The following is a 25,099-nucleotide window of genomic DNA, read 5'->3' on the forward strand; positions in this document are numbered from 1 at the left end:
ACCGTCCCCGTTATTTCCGTCAAGGCACCGGCGTTCACAGGGCGGACAGGGGTTCCACCAGGTGGACGAAGTGTCCTCCGAGTGCCGCAGGCGACCGTGAACGCACTCGGTTTGTCCTGTGACAGGCACGCCGGGGCGGGTGCGTCAGCCTGGAGCAGGGCGAAACCGCTAAGATAGGGGCGTGAGTGAAGATATTTTTCAGCTGCCCCAACCCGGACCTGCCAAGCCCGATGTCTTGCGAGTGGTGCCCTTGGGTGGTCTGGGTGAAGTCGGTCGCAACATGACCGTTTTGGAAACTGAAGGCAAAATCCTGATTGTGGATTGCGGGGTGCTGTTCCCCGAAGAAATCCAGCCGGGAGTAGACCTCATCTTGCCGGATTTCACCTATATCCAAGACCGGATGGCGGATGTGGTCGGCGTGGTGCTGACTCACGGTCACGAGGATCACATCGGGGCGGTGCCCTACCTGTTGAAACTGCGCGAGGACATTCCCGTCTACGGTTCGCACCTGACACTGGCGTTCGTGGAACCGAAACTTTTGGAGCATCGCCTGCCGACCACAAACCTGCGGGTCAAGGCGGAGGGTGAGCGGCTCGACTTGGGACCATTCCACCTCGAGTTTTGCGCAGTAAACCACTCGATTCCGGATGCCTTGGCAGTCATGGTGCGCACAAAAGCCGGCTCCGCGCTGATTACCGGGGACTTTAAGATGGACCAGCTGCCCCTGGATGGGCGCATTACCGACCTGCGTGCTTTCGCGCGCTGGGGTGAAGCCGGAGTCGACTTGTTCTGCGTAGACTCTACGAATGCCGAAGTCCCCGGCTTTATCACTTCGGAGCGTGAGATTGGGCCGGTGCTTGAGGACGTATTCCTCCACGCTACCGGTCAGATTGTGGTCGCTTCGTTTGCCTCCCACGTCCACCGGGTGCAGCAGGTCTTGAACGCTGCCGCGAAATCTAACCGGAAGGTCGCCCTGGTGGGGCGGTCCATGGAACGCAACATGACCATCGCCGCGGAGGCTGGCTACATGACCGTGCCGGATGGCGTGCTGATTGACCTTAAGGACGTCAATTCCCTGCCTCCTGAACGTCGTGTGTACATGGCTACTGGCTCGCAGGGCGAACCGATGGCAGCCCTGTCGCGGATAGCCAACCGTTCGCACCGGACGATTTCTATCGGTCAGGGCGACACGGTGGTGTTGGCGTCCTCCCTGATTCCCGGTAATGAAAACTCGGTGGGGCGCGTCATTAATCAGCTCATTCGTCTGGGCGCGCAGGTCGTGCACAAGGGTAATTCGAGGGTTCACGTGTCCGGTCACGCCGCCACGGGCGAGCTGCTCTATGCCTATAACATCGTGAAGCCAAAGAACGTGATGCCCATTCACGGCGAGATTCGCCACTTGGTCGCCAATGGGAAACATGCCGTAAAGACCGGAGTCGATCCGCGTCGCGTCATGCTCGCAGAGGACGGGGTCTGCGTGGAGGTTAAGAACGGCGAGGCACAGATTGTGGGTCAGGTGCCGTGTGACTTTATCTATGTGGATGGCACGTCCATTGGTGAGATTGGGGAGTCTGAACTGTATGACCGTCGCGTCCTGGCACAAGAGGGGTTTGTGGCGGTTTACGTGGTGATGGAGATGAGCACCGGGACTATCCTCGCTGGTCCGACCGTTATCGCGCGAGGAGTGGCAGAAAATGATGACGTGTTTAGAGACATTGAACCGGCTATCGCTGACGCTTTGAGTGCAGCAGCTGCGGACGGACAAGCCAACGTGCGGGATATGGAACGGGTCGCGCGCCGGACCTTGGGACGCTGGGTGTCCAAGCGATTGAAGCGCGCGCCCATGATTGTGCCCCTGGTGTTGGAAGCTGACTAGCTCAGGGAGAATCGCTGTGGCACGTTTTATCTCTACTCAGTCCATCAACTTGGAGCTGCCCCTGCGGGTTGACCATCTGCCCGATCAGGGTGCCGAAGTCCGTGCCTCCATCATGGAAGGGGCTGTCGTAGCAGGAGGTTTCTACGTGGTCGCCACCGTGGCGCGGCAAGGTGTCGCCGCCTGCGTGACCGCCCCACTGGGAACCGGTCCGAACTCGATTCAAGCCCGACACTCCTTGGGGCGAGAAGGAATTTCTGTGCTCTCCCGCGAAATTGTGGGGGACATCGGGTTGAGGATTGCCGCCATAGACTCCGAAGGGGTACGCAGTGTGATTACGTCCCCTGGCGTAGAAGTCGAGCCTGACCCGCGTGACCTGGCAGGGATAATTTTGCGGGGAAATGACTATGTCTTTGTCAGCCTCAACGACCTGGCATATCCGCAGCTTGCCGAGATTCTCACGAATTGGATTGAACAACTGCCGGAGAATCTGTACCTCGCGGTGGCGGGGGGTCCGTTGGTGGGGGAAGTCGATTTAGATGTGATGGTGAAAGTCCTGGCCCGGGCGGATTTATTGACTCTAAATAAGCACCAGGCAGATACGATGCGGATGCGGTTGGGGCGCGGTCCTATTGCTGAGGTACTGCGCCGTTACGTGAAACCGGAAACTGCGTTAGTGCTGCGTGACGGGCAAAACGGGGCAATCATTCAGGAATCTGCCGGGCAGACTCCACGGGGAGTCCCTGCTTATCCCACCGATTTGATGGATACTACTGGAGCTGGAGAAGCCCATACCGGGGTGCTGCTGGCTTCGCTCATAATGGGGTCGTCGCTGGAACAGGCTTGCGCGAGAGCCAACGCAGCAGCCGCGCTGGCGATGGGGCGGCGGAGCTACTACCGAATCCCCACAGCTTCTCAAATCGACAACTTCCTGGCTACGAATCCCCGGCTCTAATCCCGCTTTTTTCGGCGTGGGAGTGCCAAAAAAGCTCTGCCGGCGGATAGTCTAGGAACGCTATGAGTGCGACCAAAAAACAAGTGAAAACTAACTCTCCGAAGCGCGGGTCTGTTGGCGGTAACCAAAAATCACCCAGCGCGAGCAATCAACCCGAGCTGCCCCAATCCACTTTGGACCCCCAGGTGAAACGCGACATTTTGGGGCTGTGCCTGATTGCATTAGGGATTTTGGTCGCGCTGCGGGAATGGTTTGGACTGTCCGGTACGGCAGGGAACGTGATTCATCTGGCTGTCGCGGGACTTTTTGGGGTGTTCGCCGTCATTCTGCCCTTTGGATTAGGCTTCCTCGCCATACGTTTGTTCCTGCGGGGACGGTTCTTTCCTGACCCCGGCAATGCCGGCGTGACCGAGGCAGAAGCTGCGGAGGTCACCCGGTCCCGCGGCGCGCGGGAAACCCGAATTCTGGTGGGGCTTTCCGTCATCTTGGCGGCGCTGTCGGGAATGGTCCACGTGGCAAAGGGCTTGCCTTGGCCCTCTACAGGTTTTCCTGAAATCATGACGGCAGGAGGTCTGCTGGGGTGGTTCTTCGGTCATCCCATCGGCGTGTTATTTTCGCCGTGGGGCGCGTTCCCGCTGCTGGTCATCATCATGCTGATTGGCATCCTCATCACCGGGGGAATTCCGGCAGCCACCCTGGTTTCATTGATACGTCAACGCTTTGCCTGGCTCAGCCCAGAACCTGCCACCAGCGAGGAGGAGCCGGAGACGGTCGACCTCACCGGTGCCACCGAAGTCATGACACCTTCGCGGATGCCTTGGAAACGACCGCATCCCCAGTCTGACCCGGAGGAAACTAAGGTTATCGAGCCGAACGTGGCTCCGTCAGCGCAACCCCCCGTCCCTGCTGCGACCCAGACTTTGCCAGAGTCACCCGTTACGGGTGCCACGGAACTGCTGCCGGCACGGAAACAATCAGGGCGGCACAAGGCAGAAAGCCGACCCCCAGAGCCGGTACTTCCGCCTGAGCCCCCCGCCAAAGCTGAGGACAGCCTGCCCGAACGCGTGCACACCGGCTTGGGACACGATATCGACTACCACCTGCCCTCTTTAGACCTGTTAAAAATCGGACCTGCGCACGTGACACGGTCCCCGGCGAATGACCGTGTCATCGAGTCTCTGACCAACGTGTTTCAGCAGTTCGGGGTGGCAGCTGAGGTCACCGGCTTTTCACGGGGACCGACGGTGACTCAGTACGAAGTGACGCTCGGTCCGGGAGAAAAAGTCTCTAAGGTAGAGGGGTTGTCCAAGGATATTGCTTACGCGGTAGCGTCTCCGGAAGTGCGGATTTTGTCTCCCATTCCTGGAAAATCCGCGATTGGGATTGAAATTCCCAACGCGGACCGCGAAAACGTTTACCTCGGTGACGTGCTGCGTTCCGAAGCAGCCTCGCGCCTCACGCATCCTCTGGTCACCGGGGTCGGCAAAGACGTGGAGGGCGATTACGTCCTGACCAACATTGCCAAGACCCCGCACCTGCTGGTCGCCGGCGCGACCGGATCGGGTAAATCTTCGTTCATTAACTCGATGATTACTTCCATCATGATGCGAGCCACCCCGGAACAGGTCCGGCTGATTCTGGTCGATCCGAAACGAGTGGAGCTCACCGCTTATGCCGGGATTCCCCACCTGGTCACGCCCATTATTACTTCAGCAAAGAAAGCCGCGACAGCTCTGGAATGGTGCGTCAATGAGATGGATATGCGCTACGACACCCTGTCGAACTACGGATACCGCCACGTTGATGATTTTAATCAGGCACTGCGTGCCGGCAAGGTGCAAAAGCTGCCCGAGTCACGCTTTGAGCCAGAATGGATGCCCTACCTGCTGGTGGTAGTGGACGAGTTGGCAGATTTGATGATGGTTGCACCACGGGACGTGGAAGCCTCCATTCAACGCATCACGCAGCTGGGTCGCGCGGCAGGAATTCACCTGGTGTTGGCGACGCAGCGTCCCTCCGTGGATGTGGTCACGGGCATTATCAAAGCGAATGTGCCCTCTCGGTTGGCTTTTGCGACTTCCTCCAACCAGGATTCTCGCGTGATTTTGGATCAGTCCGGGGCAGAAAAACTCATCGGTCAGGGCGATGCTCTCTACCTGCCCAGTGGTGAATCTAAGCCGCAACGAGTGCAGGGAGCCTGGGTCTCGGAGGAAGAAATCATGCGTGTCGTGGCTCACGTCAAGGCACAGATGGAACCCGTGTATCGGGAAGACGTCACCAGCGAACAGAGCAGTGAAGAAACCAAGGTCCCTGAAGAAATCGGTGATGACTTGGACGATGTGTTGGCAGCCGCCGAGTTGGTGGTTTCCACTCAGCTCGGCTCTACTTCGATGATTCAACGTAAACTGCGCAAGGGGTTCGCCAAAGCTGGTCGGTTGATGGATATCCTCGAAACATACGGGGTGGTGGGTCCCTCGGAAGGCTCCAAGCCACGCGAAGTCCTGGTCACGAACGAGGACCTGCCCGGTGTCCTCGCCATGCTGCGCGGCGAAACCGACTCCATTGCGGACAGTCCGTCTGCAGTGGACCCGACTCCTACGGAATCTCTCGATAAACCTGCTGATGACGAGGATACAGACCAGTTACCGTCAGACGCTGGTGACACCGACGCGCACCCCCTTGACCCCACGGTGGCATTTTCCGATAAACCCGACTCGGCGACCCTCCCGTATCCGGCACCACCGGCGACACCGCAAGTGGGGCATCAAGAGCTATACGATAAAGACGATACCGAGCCTTTGCCCTTCTGATTAGGATGGATCCATGACCGCAAACCTGCAGGGCGCGTCCCAGCCGCCCGCCCCCCCGAACTTTAACATCGCCAATGTGCTCACGGTCATTCGCCTGATTTTAGTGCCGGTATTTATTTGGTTGATGCTGTTGCCGGGAGTGAAGGCACAAGTGTGGGCTTTTGCGGTGTTCGCCGTGGCTTCCGCGACCGACAAGTTAGACGGGACATTAGCCCGGCGGCTGAACCTAGTCACCGATTTCGGCAAACTCGCCGATCCTATCGCGGATAAAGCCCTGGTGCTCAGCGCGTTTATCTTGCTCAGTCTGCACTGGTCGGTGTTTTGGGCGGTCACTGTCCCGGTGTTGGTGCGAGAGCTGGGGATTACTCTGATGCGTCTGGTGTTGGCGCGTCGGGGGCGAGTCATGCCTGCCAGCCGCGGCGGCAAGCTGAAGACCGTGACCCAGATAGCGTTGATTTTGCTGCTGTTGATTCCGTGGGAAGCTTTGGTTCCCGCGGCTTGGTCGGTGGTGCGCATTGTGGCAATAGTCCTGTCGGTACTGGTCGTAGCCATTACGGTGTTCACCGGGGTTGACTATGTGCGCCAGGCAATGCATCCGGCTGCGCAACGCTAGCCGCGCCCCCGAAGACTTCTAATTGTGGTGACTCCTCGGTTGGGGTGCAGCCAGGGGAATAAATACCTGACAAAGTTGGTTAAATTGATTGTGATGAACAAAACAGACGCCTTTTCCAACATGAAGTTGCCTTACGCGCTGCGTCCGGGGACCAGCTTGGGACGTTCGGTCAGACCGGCGAATCGGGCGGGGGTGCGAAACGCGCCTAAAAAGCGGTATTCTGAATCCATGATGCGGATTCCTCCAGTTGCTAAACCCTCTACGCCCGTATTGCGTCACGAGCTCGGAGAGGTTTTGCGTCAGCTGCGCCAAACCCGCGGTCTGACTCTGCGTGATGTGTCGGCAAAGGCGCGCGTGTCCTTGGGGTACCTTTCCGAGGTAGAACGCGGTCAAAAGGAAGCCTCTAGCGAGTTGTTGGCGTCCATCTGTTACGCGTTGGAAGCGCCGGTGTCTTTTGTGTTGCATGAAGTTGCGGATCGTATCGCGGCGGTTGAGGGCGTAGTGGTTCCGGAGCTGGTGCCCGATGAGCTGCTGGACAGCATCGACTGCGCCCCGATTTCCTGATGCCGGCATTCCAAGGTGGTCCGGTGCAGCGCGGCATGACGCGCTCCCAGTTTAAGCAAGCACTGGCAGAAGTATTCCCGCACGGATTGGGTGAAACCCTGGTCAGCGATCAAGTATTGACCGAATGGGGCATGACGGCGCACCAGGCGTTAGAGCGCGGCGCGGATCCCTTAGAGGTGTGGCAAGCCCTGTTGCGCGCTACCGATCGAGACACGGAAGAAAATCTGTTCTGGCATCGCCGGGATTTACACGCATCGCGCCACTAGCCCGCTATCCGCGACTATAACCGTGCGCGTTGGTGCGTAAATCCCGAGGTCGGGATGGTTTAATCTTTCAGCAGGTTTCGCGGTAAAGTTGAGGAATGCTTACAAAAATGTCCTCTTTCTTTGTCCGCACCCTGCGTGAAGACCCGGTCGAAGCCGAAGTTGATTCCCACAAGTTACTGGTCCGAGCCGGTTATATTCGCCGCGCCGCGCCAGGAATTTACACCTGGCTGCCATTGGGGTTGAAAACGCTGCGGCGCGTGGAAAACATCGTGCGTGAAGAGATGGACCGCATTGGGGGACAGGAATTACAGTTCCCGATGCTGCTCTCCAGCGAGCCTTACGTGGCGACGAACCGCTGGGAAGAGTTCGGTCCTTCGCTGTTTAAGCTCAAGGATCGCAAAGAAGGGGATTACCTGCTGGCTCCCACCCACGAAGAAATGTTTACCCTGGCAGTAAAGGATATGTACACCTCGTACAAAGACCTGCCGGTCATTCTGTACCAGATGAAAGAAAAGTACCGTGACGAGGCTCGTCCGCGCGCGGGAATCATCCGGGGTCGCGAGTTCGTGATGAAAGACTCCTATTCCTTTGACCTGACAGACGATGGACTGGAGCACTCCTACGCCCTGCACCGCGGTGCATACCGCCGGGTCTTTACCCGTCTCGGGCTGGATTTCGTGATTTGTCACGCGATGAGCGGTCCGATGGGCGGTTCCGCCTCCGAAGAATTCCTGTTCCCCTGCGCTATCGGTGAGGACACCTTCGTGAAGTCCCCCGGAGGTTACGCCGCCAACGCGGAAGCTGTCACCACCATCGCTCCTGAGCCCCTCCCGTATGAGGACGCCCCGGCCGCGGAAGTGCGCCCGACTCCTGACGCTACCACGATTGAAGCGTTGGTGAACCAGGCGAATAAACTCTATCCGCGCCCGGACCGACCTTGGGAAGCCAGTGACACCCTGAAGAACGTGGTGGTGGTCGCTGACTATCCTGACGGACGCAAAGAAGTGCTGGTCATCGGCGTGCCCGGCAACCGCGAAGTTGATATGAAACGCCTGGAGGCGAGCCTGTCTCCCGCTGACGTGCGTATGGCAGAAGCCAAAGACCTGGAAGCCTACCCGGATTTGGTTCCCGGTTACATCGGTCCGCAGGTCATCGGCCCGAACTCGTCGAAACGCACCACGGATGCCGATGGTAATCCTGTCGGTTCCCCGCGCTATCTGATAGATCCGCGAATTGTTCCGGGCACACGCTGGGTGGCAGGAGCCAACCAGCCGGGGATGCACGTGTTCAACCTGGTGTGTGGGCGCGATTTTACGGCAGATGCCACTATAGAAGCGGCGGAAGTCATGGAAGGCGACCCGGCTCCCGACGGCTCGGGGTCGTTGACATTGGAACGCGGCATCGAAATCGGTCACATCTTTGCGTTGGGACGCAAGTATGCCAAAGCCCTGGGACTGAGCGTGCTGGATGAAAACGGGAAGTCACAAGTCGTGACGATGGGGTCGTACGGTATTGGTGTGTCGCGTCTGGTGGCGGCGATTGCCGAAGAAAACCACGACGATCGGGGGCTGATGTGGCCGCTCAATATCGCCCCGTTCCAGGTTCACGTGCTGGCCACCGGCAAAGATCCAGAGATTTTTGCCACCGCGGAAAAGCTCGCGTGCCAACTGGACGCGGCGGGTCTGCAGGTGCTGTATGACGACCGCCCCAAGGCTTCCGCTGGGGTAAAGTTCAAGGATGCGGAACTGCTGGGGATGCCATATGCGCTGGTCGTGGGCAAGGGCTTGGCTGAAGGCAAGGTCGAAATCCGTCAGCGCCGCGAAGGTACGACTCAGGAAACGACCCCGGAAAGCTGCGTGGAGGAACTTTTGCAAGCCATCGAGAAAGAGACGGCGAAAACAGCTTTCTCCCTCACTTCGACGGAGCTGATTGGCGAGCCTGATCAGTGGGAAAAGGATCAAAACTAGGCGCCCCGGCGACGGCAAAGAGAGGTCAACATGGCATTTCGAGAGATTCGCGTGGTAGGAGATCCCGTGCTGCGCACCCCTTGTGACTGGATTACGGACCCGCGTGACCCCGGCGTGAAACAGCTGGTTGAGGACCTGCTAGAGAACGTGGATGAGGACGGTCGCGCTGGGCTGGCAGCGAACCAAATCGGGGTCAGCCTGCGGGCATTTTCCTGGAATATTGACGGGGAAATCGGCTACGTTTTGAATCCGAAACTGGTCGCTATGAGCGAAGATGAATACCAGGACGGTGACGAGGGCTGCTTGAGCGTGCCAGGGCTGTTTTACCCTACAAAACGCGCTTGGTATGCCCGCGTAGAGGGCATCGACTTGGATGGAAAGCCACTGGTGGTAGAGGGCGAAGAGCTGATGGGGCGTTGCCTGCAGCATGAATGTGATCACCTGGAAGGTCACCTTTACCTGGACAAATTGGAACGTAAATACCGCAAGGAAGCGTTGCAACAAATCCGGAAAATGGGTCTGTAGATTCCAGATTGACGTGCAACTGTCGCGCGTTTAGCGCATAATAGGAACATAAGTTACCTCGTTGTGATTCGGTGTTCGGAGGGGAAGCCGCAACACCGGCTCGTTGAGCTGTGACTCAACTCCCAAACAACAGGAGGTAACCATGAACCAATACACGCGAGGTGTCCTGTTTATACACACGGCGCCCAGAGCGCTGTGCCCGCATATTGAATGGGCGGCGGGGACGGTACTAAATACCGAGGTCAATTTGGACTGGACGGTCCAAGAAGCCGACCCTGCGTTTTTCCGCACCGAATTTTCCTGGGTGGGTATGGTTGGCACCGGTGCTAAGTTGGCTTCAGCTCTGCGTGGTTGGGAGCACCTGCGTTACGAAGTGACCGAGGACGCAGCTCCCGGCACGGACGGCGGACGCTGGTCTCACACTCCGGAATTGGGAATTTTTTATGCCCAAACCGACAGCGTGGGTAATGTGGTGGTACCCGAGGGACGGATTTTGGCAGCTTTGGAACACGCGGATAATCCTCTGCAAATGCGCCGTGAACTGGACTTAGCTTTGGGGCGCGCGTGGGACGAGGAACTTGAGCCCTACCGTTGGGCGGGGGTCGGTGCCCCGGTGAAGTACCTGCACAAGGTCGTTTGAGCCTGTTTCCGGGAGAGTAACTTTGGCATGGTGGGGATAGTCTGAAGTAAATTCCCCACGGAGGCATGGTTTCATATATCCTAAACTTATGACGAACAAGGCTTCCGCCCCTGCGGAACAAACTCAAAAGGATCGCGTAAACAAATCTCAGCTAGGTCTTGGTTTCGCCAAAGGGGCGATTATCCAAGAATTTTATTATGACGATGACGTTGACGAGGGGCTGCGTCATACCATCGAGGACTTCCTCGGAAACGAGTTGGTAGACGAGGACTACGGGGATGTCTCGGACGGGGCGCTGATTTGGTGGCGTGCCGAAGACGGCGAAGTTGATGATTTGGCAGATTTATTGGTTGATGCGTCTGGGAATCTCGACGATGGTGGGCTGATTTGGGTCATGTCTCCCGTGTCTGGCAAGCCGAATTCGGTGGATACCCAGTTCGTCGAGGAGGCTGCAAAAACCGCAGGTCTGCGGGTCATGTCTTCCTCTCACGTGAGCCCCGATTGGCTGGGAATCAGCCTCATGGCGCGCGGTGCAAACCGCTGAGATTCGCTTTTGCGAAATCCTTGCCCCACCCTGGTTTTAAGTTTCGGAAAAAGGGGCTAATGTCGTAAGATTTAGAAGCTTATGAAAACCAGGCGGGTCGGACTGTCCGGCAGACCGCATAAACGAACGATTTTGGAGACAAAGTGAAGAGCACTGTTGAAAACCTCAACCCCACAAAGGTCAAATTGGCAATCGAGGTTCCTTATCAGGAATTCAAACCCGAAATGGATAAGGTTTTCAAGGAATACGGCAAACAGGTCAACATTCCCGGTTTCCGCCGCGGACACGTTCCGGCGCGGGTGCTGGAATCCTACATCGGTCGCGGTGCGGTCATTGAGGAAGCGGTCAATCACGCGTTGCCGGAATATTACGGTCAAGCTGTGCAGGAGCATAAGATCGCTCCGATGGGTCAGCCTGACGTGGACGTGACCGATACCCCCAACGTAGAGGGCGCCGCCGGTGGCGATTTGAAGTTCACGGTGGAAGTGGAAGTACGCCCCGAGGTTAAGCTGCCGGACTTTTCTCAGCTGAGCTTGGAAGTTGACGCGATTAAAGACGACCCGAAAGCCCTGGAAACTGAGCTGGAGAACCTGCGTCGCCGTTTCGCGACTCTGAAGACCGTAGAACGCGCCGTTAAGCAGGACGATTTCGTCACTCTGGACCTGAAGAGCGAGATTGACGGCAAAGAGGTCGATTCCCTGAATCAAACCTCCTATCACGTAGGTGCTGGCGGGCTCGTCGAAGGTCTGGATGAGGCCTTGAAAGGTCTGAAAGCTGGAGAAACCAAGACATTTGAGACGCAGCTGAAGTCTGGACCGCACGGGGGAGAAACCGCCCAGGTTACGGTGACTGTGGATTCCGTAAAGGAACAGGTCCTGCCAGAAGCGGACGACGAATTCGCCATGATGGTTTCCGAGTACGACACCATTGCTGATCTAAAGAAAGAACTTGCGGAAAACGTGGACCGACAGGCTCGGGCAACACAGGCTATGGCAGCCCGCGACAAGCTGGTGGAAAAGCTGCGCGAAGAGCTGGAATTCCCGTTGCCCCAAGGGATTTTGGATGAAACCGTGGCGGCACAGCTCGGAGAGGACGCCAGCGAGGATGACAAGAAGAAAGCTCAGGAAGCTGTCGAGCAGGATTTGAAAGTTCAGATTATCTTGGACGCTCTGGCAGAAGAGCGCCAGATGAACGTGTCGCAGCAGGAGCTGCTGGAGTTTGTGCTCCAGACCGCGCAGGCTTACGGCATGGACCCCTCCATGTTGTTGCAAAGCGCTGAACAGAACAACCGGATTCCCGCATTTATCCAGGAAATCGCTCGGAACAAGTCCATCGCGGCGGCCCTCGGGGAGGTTACCGTAAAAGACACGAACGGTGAGGTCGTGGACTTGAAGGACTTCGTTGGTGAGGACGAGGACGCGGAAGAAGACGCGGACACCGAGGAAAAGTAAATCTTGAGCAAAAGGCGGGTCCCGGCACAGACTGGGACCCGCCTTTTGCCATACCCGCCGTCGCCCCCGTAGAGGCAAACTGAAGGAAAAACTTTGGGACCAGACTTGTGCAAAACAGTGAATCAAATCGGCTGACCCCCGACCGGGCGCATCCGGGCAAACTTGGGCTTAGCCCATAGCGAAACCGGGTGAATGCAGCGCGAATGACGCGCAATTTTCCGTTAGGGTTAAGTGAACCAAGCGAGGAGGAAACGTGACCGTAGTTAATCGCGACGAAGATACGCCCGATGTACCCACGGGTGGGTTTATTTACAAGCGCCTGCTCAAAGAGCGCATTATTTGGCTGGGCGATGAGGTCAGCCAGGAAAATGCCAATGCGATTTGCGCCCAGATGTTGCTGTTGGCGGCCGAGGACCCGGATTCTGACATCTACCTATACATCAATTCTCCCGGCGGCTCCGTCACCGCGGGCATGGCAATCTATGACACCATGCAGTATGTGAAGCCAGACGTGGTGACCGTGGCGATGGGAATGGCGGCATCTATGGGACAGTTCTTGCTGACTGCCGGAACCAAAGGCAAGCGTTTCGCGACGCCCCACGCACGCATCCTCATGCACCAGCCGCTCGGTGGGGTGCAAGGCACTGCCTCTGAAGTGCGGATTAACGCTGACTTGATTCTGGCGATGAAACACGAATTGGCACAGATTACTGCCGAACGCACCGGTCACACCCTGGAAGAAATCACCAGGGACGCGGATCGTGACCACTGGTTTACCGCTCAAGAAGCCCTGGAATATGGGTTTATTGATGCGGTGGTAGAGAGCGCTGCTGCGGTACAAAGCTCAAATAAGGGGGAGTAATGAGGCATTATCAAGGTAATTTAGGAATGACCGGAGCCGGGATCGCTGCGGTTTCGCCCATGAATGCGTCTGTCCCCGCGGGGATGGCTCCGGCAATGCCCAGTGCGCGCTATATCTTGCCGACTTTCGAGGAACGTACGGCGTACGGATACAAACGCCAGGACCCTTATGCAAAACTGTTTGAGGATCGGATTGTGTTCCTGGGTAACCAGGTCGACGATGCTTCTGCCGACGACGTGATGGCGCAGCTGCTGGTGCTGGAGAGCCAAGATCCCGATTCACTCATTACCATGTACATCAACTCTCCGGGCGGGTCTTTCACTGCGATGACGGCGATTTATGACACGATGCAATACATTAAGCCTGAGATTCAGACGGTTTGTTTGGGTCAGGCAGCGTCCGCGGCGGCGGTGCTGCTGGCGGGGGGTGCTCCGGGCAAGCGTCTGGCGCTGCCCAACGCGCGGGTGCTAATTCACCAGCCGGCTATTCAGGGCGCTCAGGGTCAGGCTACCGATTTGGCGATTATTGCTGAGGAAATCGACCGGATGCGGGCTTGGTTGGAGGAAACGCTGTCGAAGCATTCCAAGCGCAGCGTGGAGCAAATGCACGAGGACATTGACCGGGACAAGATTCTCACGGCTCCCCAGGCGCTGGAATATGGTCTGATTGACCAGGTGCTGGAACCGCGCAAAGGCAGCGCGAGTTAATTGTGACTTGCCATCAACGTGGCTTCACGCTTTGATAGCGTGGAGCCACGTGATTATTTGGCTGTGGTTAGCATTGGTTAGCTTTGTTTGTACTGATGTGCCCTGAGGTGCCTACTGTTCAGAAGCGCGGGGCGGGTCTCTCAGTTTGATGATTTCCCAGAGAAGACACTGACTATGGCCCCAAGGCTGATACAGATTATGGCCACGTTGCTGAGAGGATTCAGAACTTGCAGGAGATTCAAGACCGCCAAGGCAATGATTATTGCCAGAGCTAGCAGAACCGTCCAAATCTGGGCGGTACCGTTGGTTTTGTTGCGAAATACAATCATAGACAGACCGGACAGCACTCCCAGACCGATGAATAAGTAAGCTATTACGTCAGGCATCGCGCCCCCTTATATTTATGACTTTTCAGATGTCCTCGGTTAATACCGGAGACTGCTTAATACTAATATGTCAGCCGGAACAAATACACCTACAAATGTGGGTATTTGACTACCGCCAATAGTAGGCGCGGCGCTACCCTCCGGCACCAGAAACCTCGCGCGGTGCCGACGCAAGATCCTTGCCCGAAACGCCCTATAGAACACCAAAACCCGCCGAGCGGCACCCCAGAGTCGTCTGATTGACCCTCAAAGGCGTGTTAACGAGAATAAAAACCTCTAAAACCATAGAATCGTAATCAGCCCGAACTCGTCTATGAGAGGAACTCATGTCACGCACTGCCGAATCGGTCGACCTGCTGAAGTGTTCTTTCTGTGGAAAGTCCCAGCGTCAGGTTCGTAAGCTCATCGCCGGTCCGGGCGTATATATCTGTGATGAATGCATCGAACTGTGCAATGACATTATTGCCGAGGAGCTCGAAGGCAGTCCCTCGGGCGGGTTGGACGTCCTGCCGACTCCCCATGAAATCTTTGATTTCCTGCAGGAATACGTGATTGGTCAGGAAAACGCGAAACGCGCCCTGTCTGTGGCGGTCTATAACCACTACAAGCGCGTGCGCGCCCAACGCCACGGCGAAGACACGGGCATGGAGCTGACGAAGTCGAATATCCTGTTGCTCGGTCCCACCGGAACCGGAAAGACGCACCTGGCGAGGTCTTTGGCACGCCTGTTGAAAGTCCCGTTCTGTATCGTGGACGCTACCGCCCTGACCGAAGCCGGCTACGTGGGCGAAGACGTGGAAAACATCCTGCTGCGCTTGATTCAAGCCGCCGATGGGGACGTGAAAAAGGCGGAACGCGGCATCATCTATATTGACGAAATCGACAAGATTTCCCGTAAGGGTGAAAACGCCTCCATCACTCGTGACGTGTCCGGCGAGGGCGTGCAGCAGGCTCTGCTAAAGATTATCGAGGGCACGACCGCCTCCGTGCCGCCGCAGGGCGGGCGCAAACACCCGCATCAGGAATTTATCGAGATTGATACCTCCTCAATCCTGTTCATTGCTGCCGGGGCGTTTGCGGGTCTCGATGAAATTGTGAAAGCTCGGTTGGGGCAGCGCTCCACCGGGTTTGGCTCGGATCTCAAGTCCGTAAAGGAACACGGCGACCTGTTTGCTAAAGTGACCCCCGATGATCTGCACAAGTTCGGTTTGATTCCGGAGTTCATCGGTCGTCTGCCGGTCATTACCAATGTGTCAGCCCTGGATGTTGACGATTTGTCCCGGGTTTTGACTGAGCCTAAGAACGCCATCTTAAAGCAATACCAGCACCTGTTTGAGCTCGACGGGGTGAAACTGACTTTCACCGATGCGGCGATTCACGCGGTGGCCGAACTGGCTGAAAAACGCGGTACCGGGGCGCGTTCGCTGTCGACCCTGATGGAAAATACTCTCTCTCAAATCATGTTTGACCTGCCCTCACGTGAAGATGTGGCAGAAGTCATTATCGAAGCGGAGTGTGTGTTTGAGGGCGCAGAGCCCACCTACGTGCTGCAGGACATTCACGGCGGTTCGGTCGCCAAGACCGCCTAACATTTACGTCACAAGGTTCCCCGGCGGGTTCGCGCCGAGCTTGCCGTTTTCCTGGGGGCGGCTCCGTTTTACGTCTTGAGAAACTTTCCGCGGTGGGGAGGGGACCCGGTAAAGTGAGAGGGGAACCTAGTGAAGGGGCAACAATGAACACTACGCAAGCCGAAGCTATCTCCGCAAATCCGCCGCAAACCCCTGCTGAACTCAAGGAATACCGAGCCACCATCGACAACATCGACGCGGCGCTGGTGCATCTGCTGGCAGAGAGGTTCCGTTGCACCCAAAAAGTCGGACAGCTAAAAGCACGGCTGGATTTGCCGCCGGCTGACCCTGAGCGCGAGGCACAGCAGGTGGCGCGGCTCCAGGCTTTGGCGGTGTCGTCGGGACTGGATCCAGAGTTTGCCAAGAAGTTCCTGCGGTTTATCGTTGATGAGGTCATCCGGCACCACGAAGCAGTGCGGGAGACACCCTCCCGCTAATATTTGGACGCTATTTTCTGGCTGGTCAAGGCGGTTTTCCCGGTAATTAGGTAAGGCGAGCCTTGCTAATTGTTTTGTGCTATGTCATGATTGGCAGCGTCATTAAATCGTTAAGGAGAAAATCCCATGAAAGATAAAATCATTGGTTCACTGCCCACCATTGTGTTGGGACTGCTCATTGCCATCGCGCCCCGGACTTTTGCACCGGTTTGCGAGTTCGCTGCCAAGCATCATTCCGGCATGGAACATATGTCCGGGATGAAAGACTCCGGTGGTATGGAAAATATGGATCACATGGAACACATGGATCACATGGGTCAGGCTGGTAAGGCTATGGGTGAAGCTCATGACCACATGGCGTGCTATTGGACTGCTCAAGCCAGCTTAGGGATTGGAATCCTCCTGTTGGTCATCGGTTTGATTGCGTTTTTCGTGAACGCTCAGATTCGTACCGGTCTGAACATTAGTGCGGCGCTCATCTACGTGCTGGAGATCTTGATCGTCACCGTGCTGATTGGAGTGTGCAAAAACGAGGAGATGTCTTGCAGCCTTTACGCCAAGCCGACGCTGCTGGCGTTGAGCTGTGTGGGCATCCTGGCAGTTGCTGGGGCGATATTCCTGGATCAAAAGAAGCGCCCGGTAGCTCAGAAAGCGGCGGCCTAATCCGTCATGCAAAGCAGCCAAATCACCTGGGGCAAACTCCCTTTTCGCAATCTTAAATATTACCGTTATCGCAGCTTAGGACTGTTCTTGGTAGCGGTCCTGCTCAGCGGGATAACGTTTGCGGCGGGGATGGTCTCGCTGAACCTCAGTCAGGGGTTGTCATCGGTCAAAGAACGCCTGGGGGCGGACATAATGGTCGTGCCCTCTCAGTTTGAGCAATCCGCAAAGGATATTTACCTTTGCGGGGGCAAGCCGAGCGGATTCCTGCTGCAAGATGATGTGGCTGATTTGGTTGCTAACGTTGCCGGAGTGGAGCGGGTCACCACGCAGACCTATATTGCTTCTCTGATGGCAAGCTGCTGCGAAGTGAGGCTGCAAATTATCGGCATCGATCCGGACACCGACTTCGTGATTAAGCCCTGGATTCAAGCCACTTATTCTCGTGGTTTGCAGGACGGGGAACTGGTCGCAGGGTCCAAAGTCCAAATCAACGCCCAAGGCAAGATTCGCCTGTTTAACTATGAATTCCCCGTGAGCGCGCGGCTGGCTCCGACCGGCACGAACCTGGATTCTTCCGTGTTTGCCAATCTAGCGACCACAAAGATTTTGGCGCGCCAAGCCGAAAAGGTGGGACATCCGGTCTTGCCCACAGATGAGATTGGACATCGGGTTTCTGCCGTGATGGTAAAGGTCAAGCCTGGTTACGCTCCGGAAGAAGTGGCGCAGTATATCTCCAAATCTCCGCAGTTGGAGGGACTGGGCTTTGTGTCCGCTAACGGGATTAGTTCCCGGCTCAAAGAAGGAGTGGGACACATTGTGGGTGCGCTGCAGATTTTTCTGATTATCTTTTGGGCAGTTTCCCTAGCAGTGCTGGTGACTGTCAACTGGGTCAGCGTCATGTCGCGGAGCAAAGAACTGGGTTCGCTGCGAATTATGGGTGCGACGAAGCGGATGCTCACCACAATGCTGCTCAAGGAAAATCTGTTGATTAGCGTGGGCGGCAGCATACTGGGGTTGGGCTTCAGCGCGGCGCTGATGCACCCCTTCGGTAACGCTATCCAAAAGGCTTTGAAACAGCCCTATCTGCAAAGTGACCTGTGGAGTCAGTGTTCTCTGGCTGTCCTCATCCTGGTGACGGTGTGTCTGGGGGCGGCTCTGGCTAGCGCGGTTTCAGCGATTCGCATCTTGCAAAAAGAAACCTACAAGGCTGTGCGGGAGGGTCAATAGATGCTGCTGGAACTGTGTGCGGTTACGAAGAAGTTTTCGCGGCGAGGACGCGATTTTAACGCGGTAGACCAGGTCAGCTTGGAGATAGACGCCAATCAGTTCGTAGTCATTTCAGGCAAATCGGGTAACGGGAAAACGACCCTGCTGAACCTGATGATGGGTTTGCTGCGTCCCAGTTCCGGAACGGTTCAGGTGGCAGGGCAGGACTTGTCCCGTCTCTCGGATCGGGAGCTGTCCCAACTGCGCCGGTTTCGTTTGGGGATGGTTACGCAACAGCAGACCCTGGTAAGTTCCCTCAACGTGTTGGATAACGTGGTGCTGCCCGCGACTTTGCCGGCACAAGGGCGTTCCACGCGGAAAAAGTCTCCCGTAGCGGTGGAGTCGTTGCCCGTCAATCGTGCGTTAGATTTACTGGAAAAGCTCGACATTGCAGACCTATCTCATGCTTGGCCCGCGGAACTGTCCGGGGGAGAGATGCGTCGAGTCGCTATCGCCCGCGCGCTTATGACCCAACCGGAGGTTCTATTGGCAGACGAACCTACCGGGGATTTGGATGAGGCTTCCACCGCGGCGGTGTTGCGACTCTTCCGGGAACTGACCCAGGAGGGGCGCGCGGTTGTCATGGTCACGCACGACACCGCCGCTTATGAATACTGCAACCGTAGATTTACTATGCTTAAGGGCTGCTTGGAAGAGGCGCGTTAGACCGCGAGGAGCGACTGCGGGGAAATCTGTTTTACACCGTCCAAGGTTGCTATATAAATAAGGCAAGGCTTGCCTTATTAATTATTTTTTTGTAGCCTTGACATGTTTCAAATTGGAAAGAAGTTGATGGAATCGTGAACACAACCAGAAATCTGCCCTCCCCTTGGGCACGAGGACTACGGTTTATTTTAGGCTTTTTTGCTCTGGTGGTGGCACTGGCGTTCGGGGGTCTGATTTGGCCCAGCGCAGCCGCATCCCAAAACTCCGATCTAGGCCAATGGGCTGACGTGGTGGAAGTAATGCAGGAAAAGCTGAACGCGGTTCCAGAAGCGGGAGACCCGAGCGCGGTCCAGACTCTGATTCGCCAAGCCTACTATGAGAACTACCAGACCAGCGGTCTGGAAGACCAGGTTAAACACGCATTGGGGCGTGATGTCGACGACCAGTTCGTCGCCGAACTATTAAACTTGCGGAATCTCAGCCGTGACGGCGCGAGCCCGGAGCAACTCCGAGAAGCCAGCGACAAAGTCGTCGTCTCCCTGAAAGATACGGTAACTAAGCTAATCAAAGCTCCGAAGGTGTCTGATCAATGGAGCAGGGTAGCGGACACAATTGCGCAAACTATCACCGATGCGCAAAGCGCCTATGTCAAGGGGCAGGCTAATCGAGCCTTCACCCTGGCTACCGAAGCCTATCTGGGGCATTACGAAGCTGACGGGTTTGAAAACAACACCATTGTGCATAAAGGATTCAGCCGGGTAACCGAGATTGAAGGCATGTTCAGCGACTTGCGACAGGGCTACAAAGACGGTCGCAGCCAAGATCAACAGGAGAAACTCGGGAAGGATTTGATTTCGAAGCTCGTTGAGGATGCACAGTTCCTGGATGAAAAAACGCAGGACACCGGACCGCTGGGGATTTCCGGTTTCTTTGCTGCTTTCCTGATTCTGTTGCGTGAGGGCGCGGAGGCGCTGCTGGTGGTGGCAGCGTTGGTGACTTACGCGTTGAAAGCGGGACGGCGTGACCAGCTACGTGGAATCCTGGTGGGTGTGATTATCGCCGTGGTCCTTTCTATCGGTTTGGCTATCCTGTTTGGTCAACTCAGCGCCAGCGTACAGAGCGGAATGGGGCAGGAACTGCTCGAAGGCGTCACCGGTCTGGCGGCAGCCCTCATGCTGATTTACGTGTCCAACTGGATTCTCAGCAAGTCAAGTGGCAAGCGTTGGGAAGAATACATTAAAGCGACTGCGGGTGAAAAGACTGCCTCGGGAGGCGTTTTTGCCCTGGCGTTTGTGTCTTTCCTCACCGTAGCCAGGGAGGGCGCCGAAACAATCCTGTTCTTTTACCCGATTGTCGCCGGGGCGAAGACCCACAGCGATTATTGGTATATCGTTGCGGGTGGCTTGACCGCGGTAGTCATCCTGGCAATTCTATTTGTGCTGGTATGGCAGTTCGGGGTACGTTTGCCACTCAAGCCTTTCTTTAAGTGGACGTCGATATTGCTAGCGTTGCTGGCTATAGCTATCGTGGGTGGGGCGATTAAAGAGCTGCAAGAAGCTGCTTTGGTCGGGGCACACGTGGTGCCTTCCGTTCCTACCGTGGTGTTCTTGGGAATCTACCCTACCGCGGAAACCCTCGTCGCTCAGATTATCGTCGCCGCAGTTTTGGTCGGTTTGGCGCTGCTGCAACGCCACCAGGCAAAGGCTGACAAATCCACGACGGGTGCAGACCAGACTCAATCCGACACCTCGGTCGCGGATAATAATGATAAAGCTCCCGAAGAACACTCTTCGAGGGAACACACACAAGACGCTGTCGAAGCGCACAGCGGAAAGGAAAAATAATGAAGAAGAAGCTACTGGCTCTGGCAGCCGTCCTGGCGTTGGGAGCGAGCCTCAGCGGTTGTGGCGGAAACTCTGCAAACAACCAGGCTAAGCCTCAGGATTCCAAACCGGCGGCCTCGTCTGAGCAGGAACAACCGGAAACCCCCAGCGATCCCAATGTTGTGGGTATCAAGGAGATTCCGGTCGGCGATTCTGGCGAGCAAAGCAACGGGCCACTGAATGTAAACGTCGTTTATTTCCAGGCTGTCGATATGGAACATGGCTCAATGAAGATGCCTCCGGCTTCCGAGTCCGATATGCACTTTGAAATTGACGTCTCGACCAATGAAAAGGCCGAAGAATTCGGCTACCCGGCAGATACTTTCATGCCTTACCTGGATGACCTCAAGGTCGTGGTTAAAGATCAAAAGACCGGTGAGGAAACTGACCTGGGCACCATGATGCCGATGATTGCGGTCGATGGTCCCCACTACGGTAACAACATCAAGCTCAAGCCCGGTCTGTACGATGTGACCATCACCATCCCCTCTCCGGCAGACAAGTTCATGCTGCACACCGGTAAGGACTCCTCTGCAGTGAAGGGACGCTTCTGGAAGGAACCGCTGAAGTTCGAGTTCAAGAACTGGCAGTGGGACGGGCAGATTCTCTAAGTAGATTTCATTGCTCAAGTTATTTGTTGTCGCCCTCCGCTATGGGCTGCCACTCTTCGTGCCGCTGGCAATTCTGCTGGCAACACGACCGCACACGCCGATGGAACGCCGAGTTGTTGCTCGGATTACCACCGTCGTGCTGGTAGTGGCAGCCCTAGCGGCGGCGATTTTGGCATGGTTTCGACTGAATACGAACCTGATAGATGTTCCCACCATGAACTTCTATCTGGTTCCAGTAATGCTGATTTGCTCTCTGGGCTTCCTGGGGATGTCTTGGTGGTTTGGTGCGGCCGACCTCTATGACATTAAACAAAGCGCTAAGCATCGGGCGCTGCTGGTAGTCTCGCTGTTGACTGCGGTGAGTATCATCATCAATTTCGGCTTTGAATACGCATTTTCTACCGATGAAATCGTGCTGATGGGGTCCTCCCCATTAGAAACTGAATCGCTGGCACGATTTGCCGGCTTTGTGTTTGGTTCTTTGCTGGTGGTCATCGCTGGATGGGCGTATGTACACGCGACCAAGCTGGTTCCCGCGATGGTGCGTTTGGCAATTACTACCGCGGTGTTTTTGGTAGTCATCGGTCCGCGCTCTATCCTGCTCTATCAGCAGCTCGCCGCTCGTGGTTTCCTGCCCCGCTCGCGGACCATTTTTGAACTCGTGTTGTGGATTCAAAATGCCAACACCGTCATGCTGCTGACTCTGGTGGTACTCACCGCCATTCCCGGCATCATCGCCATTTGGTTCAGCTCCAAACCCGTCAATGTTTCCGGACCGGAAGCACGTTTAGCAAAAGCGGATCGAATTTCTCGCCGTCACTTTTTGGAGCTGGCATTGGGGGGTACGGTCGTCTTCGTTTCTGCTTTGACTGTCGGTAAACGTGTGGCAGAAGCCGTGCCTGAGCTATCCCCGATAGAGCCGTCCACTGTGAAGGGCAATATCGTTTCCGTGAGCCGTGAACTCGTGTCTGATGGACACCTGCACCGGTTTGCTTACGTGACCAAAGACGGCACCCAGGTACGTTTCATCGTCATTAAAAAGAACGCCGTGGCTTATGGCTGCGGTCTCGATGCATGTGAAATCTGCGGCGAATCCGGTTACTACGAAGACGGCGGAAAAGTCATTTGCCGACGCTGCGGAGTAATGATGAACATTCAAACTATTGGTTTCCCCGGTGGCTGCAATCCCATTCCGATTAAGTATGAAGTGGGCCCGAAAGAATTGCGGTTTTTTGCTGACGAGCTGAACGGGCACGCCAAAATCTTTAAAACCAAAATAATCTAAGGCTCTAAGGTAAAGTTTCCATGTTCTTTTTCAGGATGATTTTCAAGGCGTTACGTCGGCAGGTCGGCAAGCGCCTCATGATTGCGGTGACGATATTCTTAGGAGCGGGACTCACGACTTCCATGCTGGCAGTCATGCTGGACGTGGGGGACAAAATCAAGCAGGAACTCGGTTCTTACGGTGCCAATATCCAAGTCCTGCCGCAAGGAAAATCCGTCGTTTCCCAACTCTATGACTTCGAGGATACGGATAGTTCAGCAAATACCCAGTCCGGAGCGCTACAGGAATCCGAACTGGCAAAGCTGAAAACCATATTTTGGGCGTACAACATCGAAAACTTTGCCCCGTTCCTAGAGACCAAGGCGGAGTATTCCGGTCACGATGTCGATGTGGTCGGTACTTGGTTTCGCAAGAAGCTGGCTATTCCCACGGGGGAAAAAGTCGATACCGGCATGGCAGACATGCGCGACTGGTGGGAAGTGAAAGGCAGCTGGCCGAAGGCTCCCGACGAAGTCATGGTTGGAACGAAACTGGCAAAGCAAAACGGTTGGCACTTGGGGGATTCACTCACGTTGCAACCGCCACCCGGGATATCCGGCTCCGCGCCCAGTCCCACCCTGACTATCAGCGGCATTTTTACCTCCGGTTCCAATGAAGACCGGCAGCTTTTCGCTGATTTGAGCATAGCCCAGACACTGTCCAATCGTCCGGGGCAGGTCGATAGGGTTGAGGTCCGGGCTATCACCACGCCAGAAAATGACCTGTCACGTCGAGCTGCCCGCGATCCGAGCTCGCTGTCACTGGATGACTGGGAGACGTGGTATTGCACCGCTTATACTTCCTCAATCGCCTATCAAATTGAGGAAGTCATGAGCAATGCCGTGGCCACTCCCGTCCACCAAATCGCCGACAGTGAGGGCACGATTCTGGAGAAAACCCAGCTAATTATGACTCTGGTAGCAATCTTGGCCATGGCGGGATCCGCTCTGGGCATTGCTAACCTGGTGACCGCTTCAGTGATGGAACGTTCTGCCGAAATCGGACTGATGAAAGCCCTAGGAGCGCGCAATCTGTTCGTGGTGCTGATGATTTTGACGGAAACGTTCCTCGTGAGCCTGGTTGGAGCCGCCTTCGGGTGTCTGGGCGGCATCGGGCTGGCACAACTGGTCGGTCACCTCGTATTTGGGGTCAGTATCAATATCCGCCCGGTGGTGTTCCCCCTGATGGCGGTCATCGTAGGCATGACTGTTTTGCTGGGCTGTTTACCTTCCATCCGGGCGCTGGTGACTTTGCAGCCGGCACGAGTCCTGCACAGAAAGTAGGCGGGAATGAATTCACACAAACGAATGTTCGTGCGCATCATCTGGAAAGCGTTCGCGCACCGTTTCTCACGAGTTTTAATTGCTTCCCTAGCAATCGCCATGGGCGCCTCTACCCTCTCCGGGCTGGGGCTAGTGGCGGTGACGGTTCCCGACTATATTGCCAAGGAACTGCGCTCTTTTGGAGCAAACCTGGTGGTGCTGCCGCAAGGTTCCAACGTAATTACCCCCGAAACCGTGTCTGCCATAGACCGGCAGTGTGGCGAGAGCCTGTTGGGGCGGGCTGGATATAGCTACGGTAACCTGCTCTATGGACAACAGCCTGTGCCCCTCATGGTGACGAAATTCGCCGATGCCCGCTCGGTTCGTCCCTACTGGTCAATCGAGGGGAAAGTGCCGCAGGGCAGCGAACAGATTCTGTTAGGTGTGAACCTCGCAGACAAGTTCCGTCTGCACGTTGGTGACCTGATTGGACTCAAGGTGGCGCAACTGCGGGAAAACAACAATGCGGAGAACTCAGGAGACTCTAACCATTCCGGCAAACAGTTGGAAATTTCCGGGCTGCTGCGCACCGGTGGTCCCGAGGACGACTTGGCGGTGTTAAGCCCGGATAGTTACGCTGCCATGGGTGGTGTCGCCGACCACTACAGTTTGGTGGAATATTCTCTGAAAGGCGACACGTCCCAGCTCAGCACCTTAGCGAAAACCATTGAGAAAAAGGTCAGCGGGATTGACGCTGAGGTGGTGCGCCGGACTACGCAAAACGAAACGCGCATCGCCCATACGCTCAGTAACCTGATTTGGGTGGTCAGTATTATTATTTCCGCCCTAATGCTGATTGCGGTATCCGCAACACTGAGTTCGATTGTGTCGGAACGTTCTCGAGAAATTGGACTGAAAAAGGCTTTGGGTGCTTTGAGCAAGGACGTGTTCGAGGAGTTGATTGGAGAGTCTATACTGCTTGGGCTGTTCGGAGGCTTCTTGGGAGTGCTGCTGGGAATTGGACTGGCTGATTACATATTGCAAAAAGTATTCCTGGCGCGAGTAGAAATTAACTGGATAATTATTATCCTCACGATTGTGTTTTCGGTAGCGGTAGCGGTTATCGGCTCTCTCTGGCCGGCTAAACGCATTGCCCGGATTAATCCTATAAACGTTCTTGGTGGAGAGTGAGAATG

The 25,099-nt window shown here is 56.0% G+C and carries 24 protein-coding genes; 23 read left to right on the forward strand and 1 reads right to left on the reverse strand.

The window, feature by feature from the left end; translation table 11 throughout:
* Positions 1-181: 181 nt before the first annotated feature.
* The 13 genes from HMPREF0573_RS06925 to HMPREF0573_RS06985 all read left to right on the forward strand — a co-directional run bounded on the left by HMPREF0573_RS06925 (position 182) and on the right by HMPREF0573_RS06985 (position 13,777).
* On the forward strand, positions 182-1,876 hold the full coding sequence (locus HMPREF0573_RS06925) for a ribonuclease J (RefSeq protein ID WP_004007070.1): 1,695 nt from the start codon (positions 182-184) through the stop codon (positions 1,874-1,876).
* Between the two features lie 16 nt (positions 1,877-1,892).
* Entirely contained in the window at positions 1,893-2,828 is a 936-nt protein-coding gene (locus HMPREF0573_RS06930) for a PfkB family carbohydrate kinase (RefSeq protein ID WP_013189377.1), read from the forward strand.
* Between the two features lie 62 nt (positions 2,829-2,890).
* A complete protein-coding gene (locus HMPREF0573_RS06935) occupies positions 2,891-5,638 on the forward strand; it encodes an FtsK/SpoIIIE family DNA translocase (RefSeq protein ID WP_013189378.1) in 2,748 nt (915 codons plus the stop codon).
* Positions 5,639-5,651: 13 nt separating this feature from the next.
* Complete coding sequence (gene pgsA, locus HMPREF0573_RS06940; RefSeq protein ID WP_013189379.1) at positions 5,652-6,251, forward strand: CDP-diacylglycerol--glycerol-3-phosphate 3-phosphatidyltransferase; 600 nt, start codon at positions 5,652-5,654, stop codon at positions 6,249-6,251.
* A gap of 39 nt (positions 6,252-6,290) precedes the next feature.
* Positions 6,291-6,815: a helix-turn-helix domain-containing protein gene (locus HMPREF0573_RS10115; protein WP_013189380.1), complete on the forward strand. Its 525-nt coding sequence runs from the start codon at positions 6,291-6,293 to the stop codon at positions 6,813-6,815.
* On the forward strand, positions 6,815-7,081 hold the full coding sequence (locus tag HMPREF0573_RS06950; protein ID WP_004007065.1) for a DUF3046 domain-containing protein: 267 nt from the start codon (positions 6,815-6,817) through the stop codon (positions 7,079-7,081). Before HMPREF0573_RS10115 ends, HMPREF0573_RS06950 begins: the two co-directional genes overlap by 1 nt.
* 95 nt (positions 7,082-7,176) lie before the next feature.
* A complete protein-coding gene (locus HMPREF0573_RS06955; protein WP_013189381.1) occupies positions 7,177-9,048 on the forward strand; it encodes a proline--tRNA ligase in 1,872 nt (623 codons plus the stop codon).
* A 30-nt stretch (positions 9,049-9,078) separates the two neighbouring features.
* Positions 9,079-9,573 carry a peptide deformylase gene (locus HMPREF0573_RS06960; RefSeq protein WP_004007063.1) on the forward strand — a complete coding sequence of 165 codons (495 nt, stop codon included), beginning with the start codon at positions 9,079-9,081 and terminating at the stop codon, positions 9,571-9,573.
* Positions 9,574-9,715: 142 nt separating this feature from the next.
* On the forward strand, positions 9,716-10,213 hold the full coding sequence (locus HMPREF0573_RS06965; protein ID WP_013189382.1) for a DUF3145 domain-containing protein: 498 nt from the start codon (positions 9,716-9,718) through the stop codon (positions 10,211-10,213).
* Positions 10,214-10,301: 88 nt separating this feature from the next.
* Positions 10,302-10,757, forward strand: a complete 456-nt coding sequence (locus tag HMPREF0573_RS06970) for a DUF3052 domain-containing protein (protein WP_004007061.1) — start codon at positions 10,302-10,304, stop codon at positions 10,755-10,757.
* A 143-nt stretch (positions 10,758-10,900) separates the two neighbouring features.
* On the forward strand, positions 10,901-12,208 hold the full coding sequence (gene tig / locus HMPREF0573_RS06975) for a trigger factor (RefSeq protein WP_013189383.1): 1,308 nt from the start codon (positions 10,901-10,903) through the stop codon (positions 12,206-12,208).
* A 253-nt stretch (positions 12,209-12,461) separates the two neighbouring features.
* Positions 12,462-13,070 (forward strand): ATP-dependent Clp protease proteolytic subunit, encoded by a 609-nt coding sequence (locus HMPREF0573_RS06980; RefSeq protein ID WP_004007059.1) that lies wholly within the window; start codon positions 12,462-12,464, stop codon positions 13,068-13,070.
* Positions 13,071-13,129: 59 nt separating this feature from the next.
* The gene (locus tag HMPREF0573_RS06985; protein WP_036325018.1) at positions 13,130-13,777 is read left to right on the forward strand and encodes an ATP-dependent Clp protease proteolytic subunit; all 648 of its coding nucleotides are present in this window, start codon (positions 13,130-13,132) and stop codon (positions 13,775-13,777) included.
* A gap of 140 nt (positions 13,778-13,917) precedes the next feature.
* Here HMPREF0573_RS06985 and HMPREF0573_RS06990 read toward each other — a convergent pair whose 3' ends face one another.
* Entirely contained in the window at positions 13,918-14,163 is a 246-nt protein-coding gene (locus HMPREF0573_RS06990; RefSeq protein WP_004007057.1) for a hypothetical protein, read from the reverse strand.
* 326 nt (positions 14,164-14,489) lie between these two features.
* Between HMPREF0573_RS06990 and clpX the strand changes: the two genes are divergently transcribed.
* The 10 genes from clpX to HMPREF0573_RS07040 all read left to right on the forward strand — a co-directional run bounded on the left by clpX (position 14,490) and on the right by HMPREF0573_RS07040 (position 25,094).
* Positions 14,490-15,752 (forward strand): ATP-dependent Clp protease ATP-binding subunit ClpX, encoded by a 1,263-nt coding sequence (gene clpX / locus HMPREF0573_RS06995; RefSeq protein ID WP_013189384.1) that lies wholly within the window; start codon positions 14,490-14,492, stop codon positions 15,750-15,752.
* A 143-nt stretch (positions 15,753-15,895) separates the two neighbouring features.
* Positions 15,896-16,228 carry a chorismate mutase gene (locus HMPREF0573_RS07000; RefSeq protein WP_013189385.1) on the forward strand — a complete coding sequence of 111 codons (333 nt, stop codon included), beginning with the start codon at positions 15,896-15,898 and terminating at the stop codon, positions 16,226-16,228.
* Between the two features lie 126 nt (positions 16,229-16,354).
* Positions 16,355-16,891, forward strand: a complete 537-nt coding sequence (locus HMPREF0573_RS07005; protein WP_004007054.1) for a DUF4418 family protein — start codon at positions 16,355-16,357, stop codon at positions 16,889-16,891.
* Between the two features lie 6 nt (positions 16,892-16,897).
* Positions 16,898-18,118: an ABC transporter permease gene (locus HMPREF0573_RS07010; protein ID WP_004007053.1), complete on the forward strand. Its 1,221-nt coding sequence runs from the start codon at positions 16,898-16,900 to the stop codon at positions 18,116-18,118.
* The gene (locus HMPREF0573_RS07015; protein ID WP_013189386.1) at positions 18,119-18,823 is read left to right on the forward strand and encodes an ABC transporter ATP-binding protein; all 705 of its coding nucleotides are present in this window, start codon (positions 18,119-18,121) and stop codon (positions 18,821-18,823) included.
* Positions 18,824-18,957: 134 nt separating this feature from the next.
* Complete coding sequence (locus tag HMPREF0573_RS07020; protein ID WP_236585854.1) at positions 18,958-20,667, forward strand: FTR1 family iron permease; 1,710 nt, start codon at positions 18,958-18,960, stop codon at positions 20,665-20,667.
* A complete protein-coding gene (locus tag HMPREF0573_RS07025; protein ID WP_004007050.1) occupies positions 20,667-21,317 on the forward strand; it encodes an iron transporter in 651 nt (216 codons plus the stop codon). Before HMPREF0573_RS07020 ends, HMPREF0573_RS07025 begins: the two co-directional genes overlap by 1 nt.
* A gap of 10 nt (positions 21,318-21,327) precedes the next feature.
* Positions 21,328-22,602: a DUF2318 domain-containing protein gene (locus tag HMPREF0573_RS07030; protein ID WP_004007049.1), complete on the forward strand. Its 1,275-nt coding sequence runs from the start codon at positions 21,328-21,330 to the stop codon at positions 22,600-22,602.
* Between the two features lie 20 nt (positions 22,603-22,622).
* Positions 22,623-23,924 carry an ABC transporter permease gene (locus tag HMPREF0573_RS07035; RefSeq protein WP_004007048.1) on the forward strand — a complete coding sequence of 434 codons (1,302 nt, stop codon included), beginning with the start codon at positions 22,623-22,625 and terminating at the stop codon, positions 23,922-23,924.
* A 6-nt stretch (positions 23,925-23,930) separates the two neighbouring features.
* Complete coding sequence (locus tag HMPREF0573_RS07040) at positions 23,931-25,094, forward strand: ABC transporter permease (protein WP_236585855.1); 1,164 nt, start codon at positions 23,931-23,933, stop codon at positions 25,092-25,094.
* Positions 25,095-25,099 lie beyond the last annotated feature (5 nt).

Origin of the sequence: Mobiluncus curtisii ATCC 43063, assembly GCF_000196535.1 — a bacterium.
GTDB classification, from domain to species: Bacteria; Actinomycetota; Actinomycetes; order Actinomycetales; family Actinomycetaceae; genus Mobiluncus; species Mobiluncus curtisii.

What these genes read in the sequence shown, in the direction of transcription:
- HMPREF0573_RS07025 (WP_004007050.1), top strand. Translation starts at nt 20,667, where the DNA reads ATGAAGAAGAAGCTACTGGCTCTGGCAGCCGTCCTGGCGTTGGGAGCG.
- HMPREF0573_RS07035 (WP_004007048.1), top strand. Translation starts at nt 22,623, where the DNA reads ATGTTCTTTTTCAGGATGATTTTCAAGGCGTTACGTCGGCAGGTCGGC.
- HMPREF0573_RS06965 (WP_013189382.1), top strand. Translation starts at nt 9,716, where the DNA reads ATGAACCAATACACGCGAGGTGTCCTGTTTATACACACGGCGCCCAGA.
- HMPREF0573_RS06955 (WP_013189381.1), top strand. Translation starts at nt 7,177, where the DNA reads ATGCTTACAAAAATGTCCTCTTTCTTTGTCCGCACCCTGCGTGAAGAC.
- HMPREF0573_RS07040 (WP_236585855.1), top strand. Translation starts at nt 23,931, where the DNA reads ATGAATTCACACAAACGAATGTTCGTGCGCATCATCTGGAAAGCGTTC.
- pgsA (WP_013189379.1), top strand. Translation starts at nt 5,652, where the DNA reads ATGACCGCAAACCTGCAGGGCGCGTCCCAGCCGCCCGCCCCCCCGAAC.
- HMPREF0573_RS07015 (WP_013189386.1), top strand. Translation starts at nt 18,119, where the DNA reads ATGCTGCTGGAACTGTGTGCGGTTACGAAGAAGTTTTCGCGGCGAGGA.
- HMPREF0573_RS06935 (WP_013189378.1), top strand. Translation starts at nt 2,891, where the DNA reads ATGAGTGCGACCAAAAAACAAGTGAAAACTAACTCTCCGAAGCGCGGG.
- HMPREF0573_RS06950 (WP_004007065.1), top strand. Translation starts at nt 6,815, where the DNA reads ATGCCGGCATTCCAAGGTGGTCCGGTGCAGCGCGGCATGACGCGCTCC.
- HMPREF0573_RS06990 (WP_004007057.1), bottom strand. Translation starts at nt 14,163, where the DNA reads ATGCCTGACGTAATAGCTTACTTATTCATCGGTCTGGGAGTGCTGTCC.
- HMPREF0573_RS07010 (WP_004007053.1), top strand. Translation starts at nt 16,898, where the DNA reads ATGCAAAGCAGCCAAATCACCTGGGGCAAACTCCCTTTTCGCAATCTT.
- HMPREF0573_RS06960 (WP_004007063.1), top strand. Translation starts at nt 9,079, where the DNA reads ATGGCATTTCGAGAGATTCGCGTGGTAGGAGATCCCGTGCTGCGCACC.
- HMPREF0573_RS06985 (WP_036325018.1), top strand. Translation starts at nt 13,130, where the DNA reads ATGAATGCGTCTGTCCCCGCGGGGATGGCTCCGGCAATGCCCAGTGCG.
- HMPREF0573_RS06970 (WP_004007061.1), top strand. Translation starts at nt 10,302, where the DNA reads ATGACGAACAAGGCTTCCGCCCCTGCGGAACAAACTCAAAAGGATCGC.
- HMPREF0573_RS07005 (WP_004007054.1), top strand. Translation starts at nt 16,355, where the DNA reads ATGAAAGATAAAATCATTGGTTCACTGCCCACCATTGTGTTGGGACTG.
- HMPREF0573_RS07000 (WP_013189385.1), top strand. Translation starts at nt 15,896, where the DNA reads ATGAACACTACGCAAGCCGAAGCTATCTCCGCAAATCCGCCGCAAACC.
- clpX (WP_013189384.1), top strand. Translation starts at nt 14,490, where the DNA reads ATGTCACGCACTGCCGAATCGGTCGACCTGCTGAAGTGTTCTTTCTGT.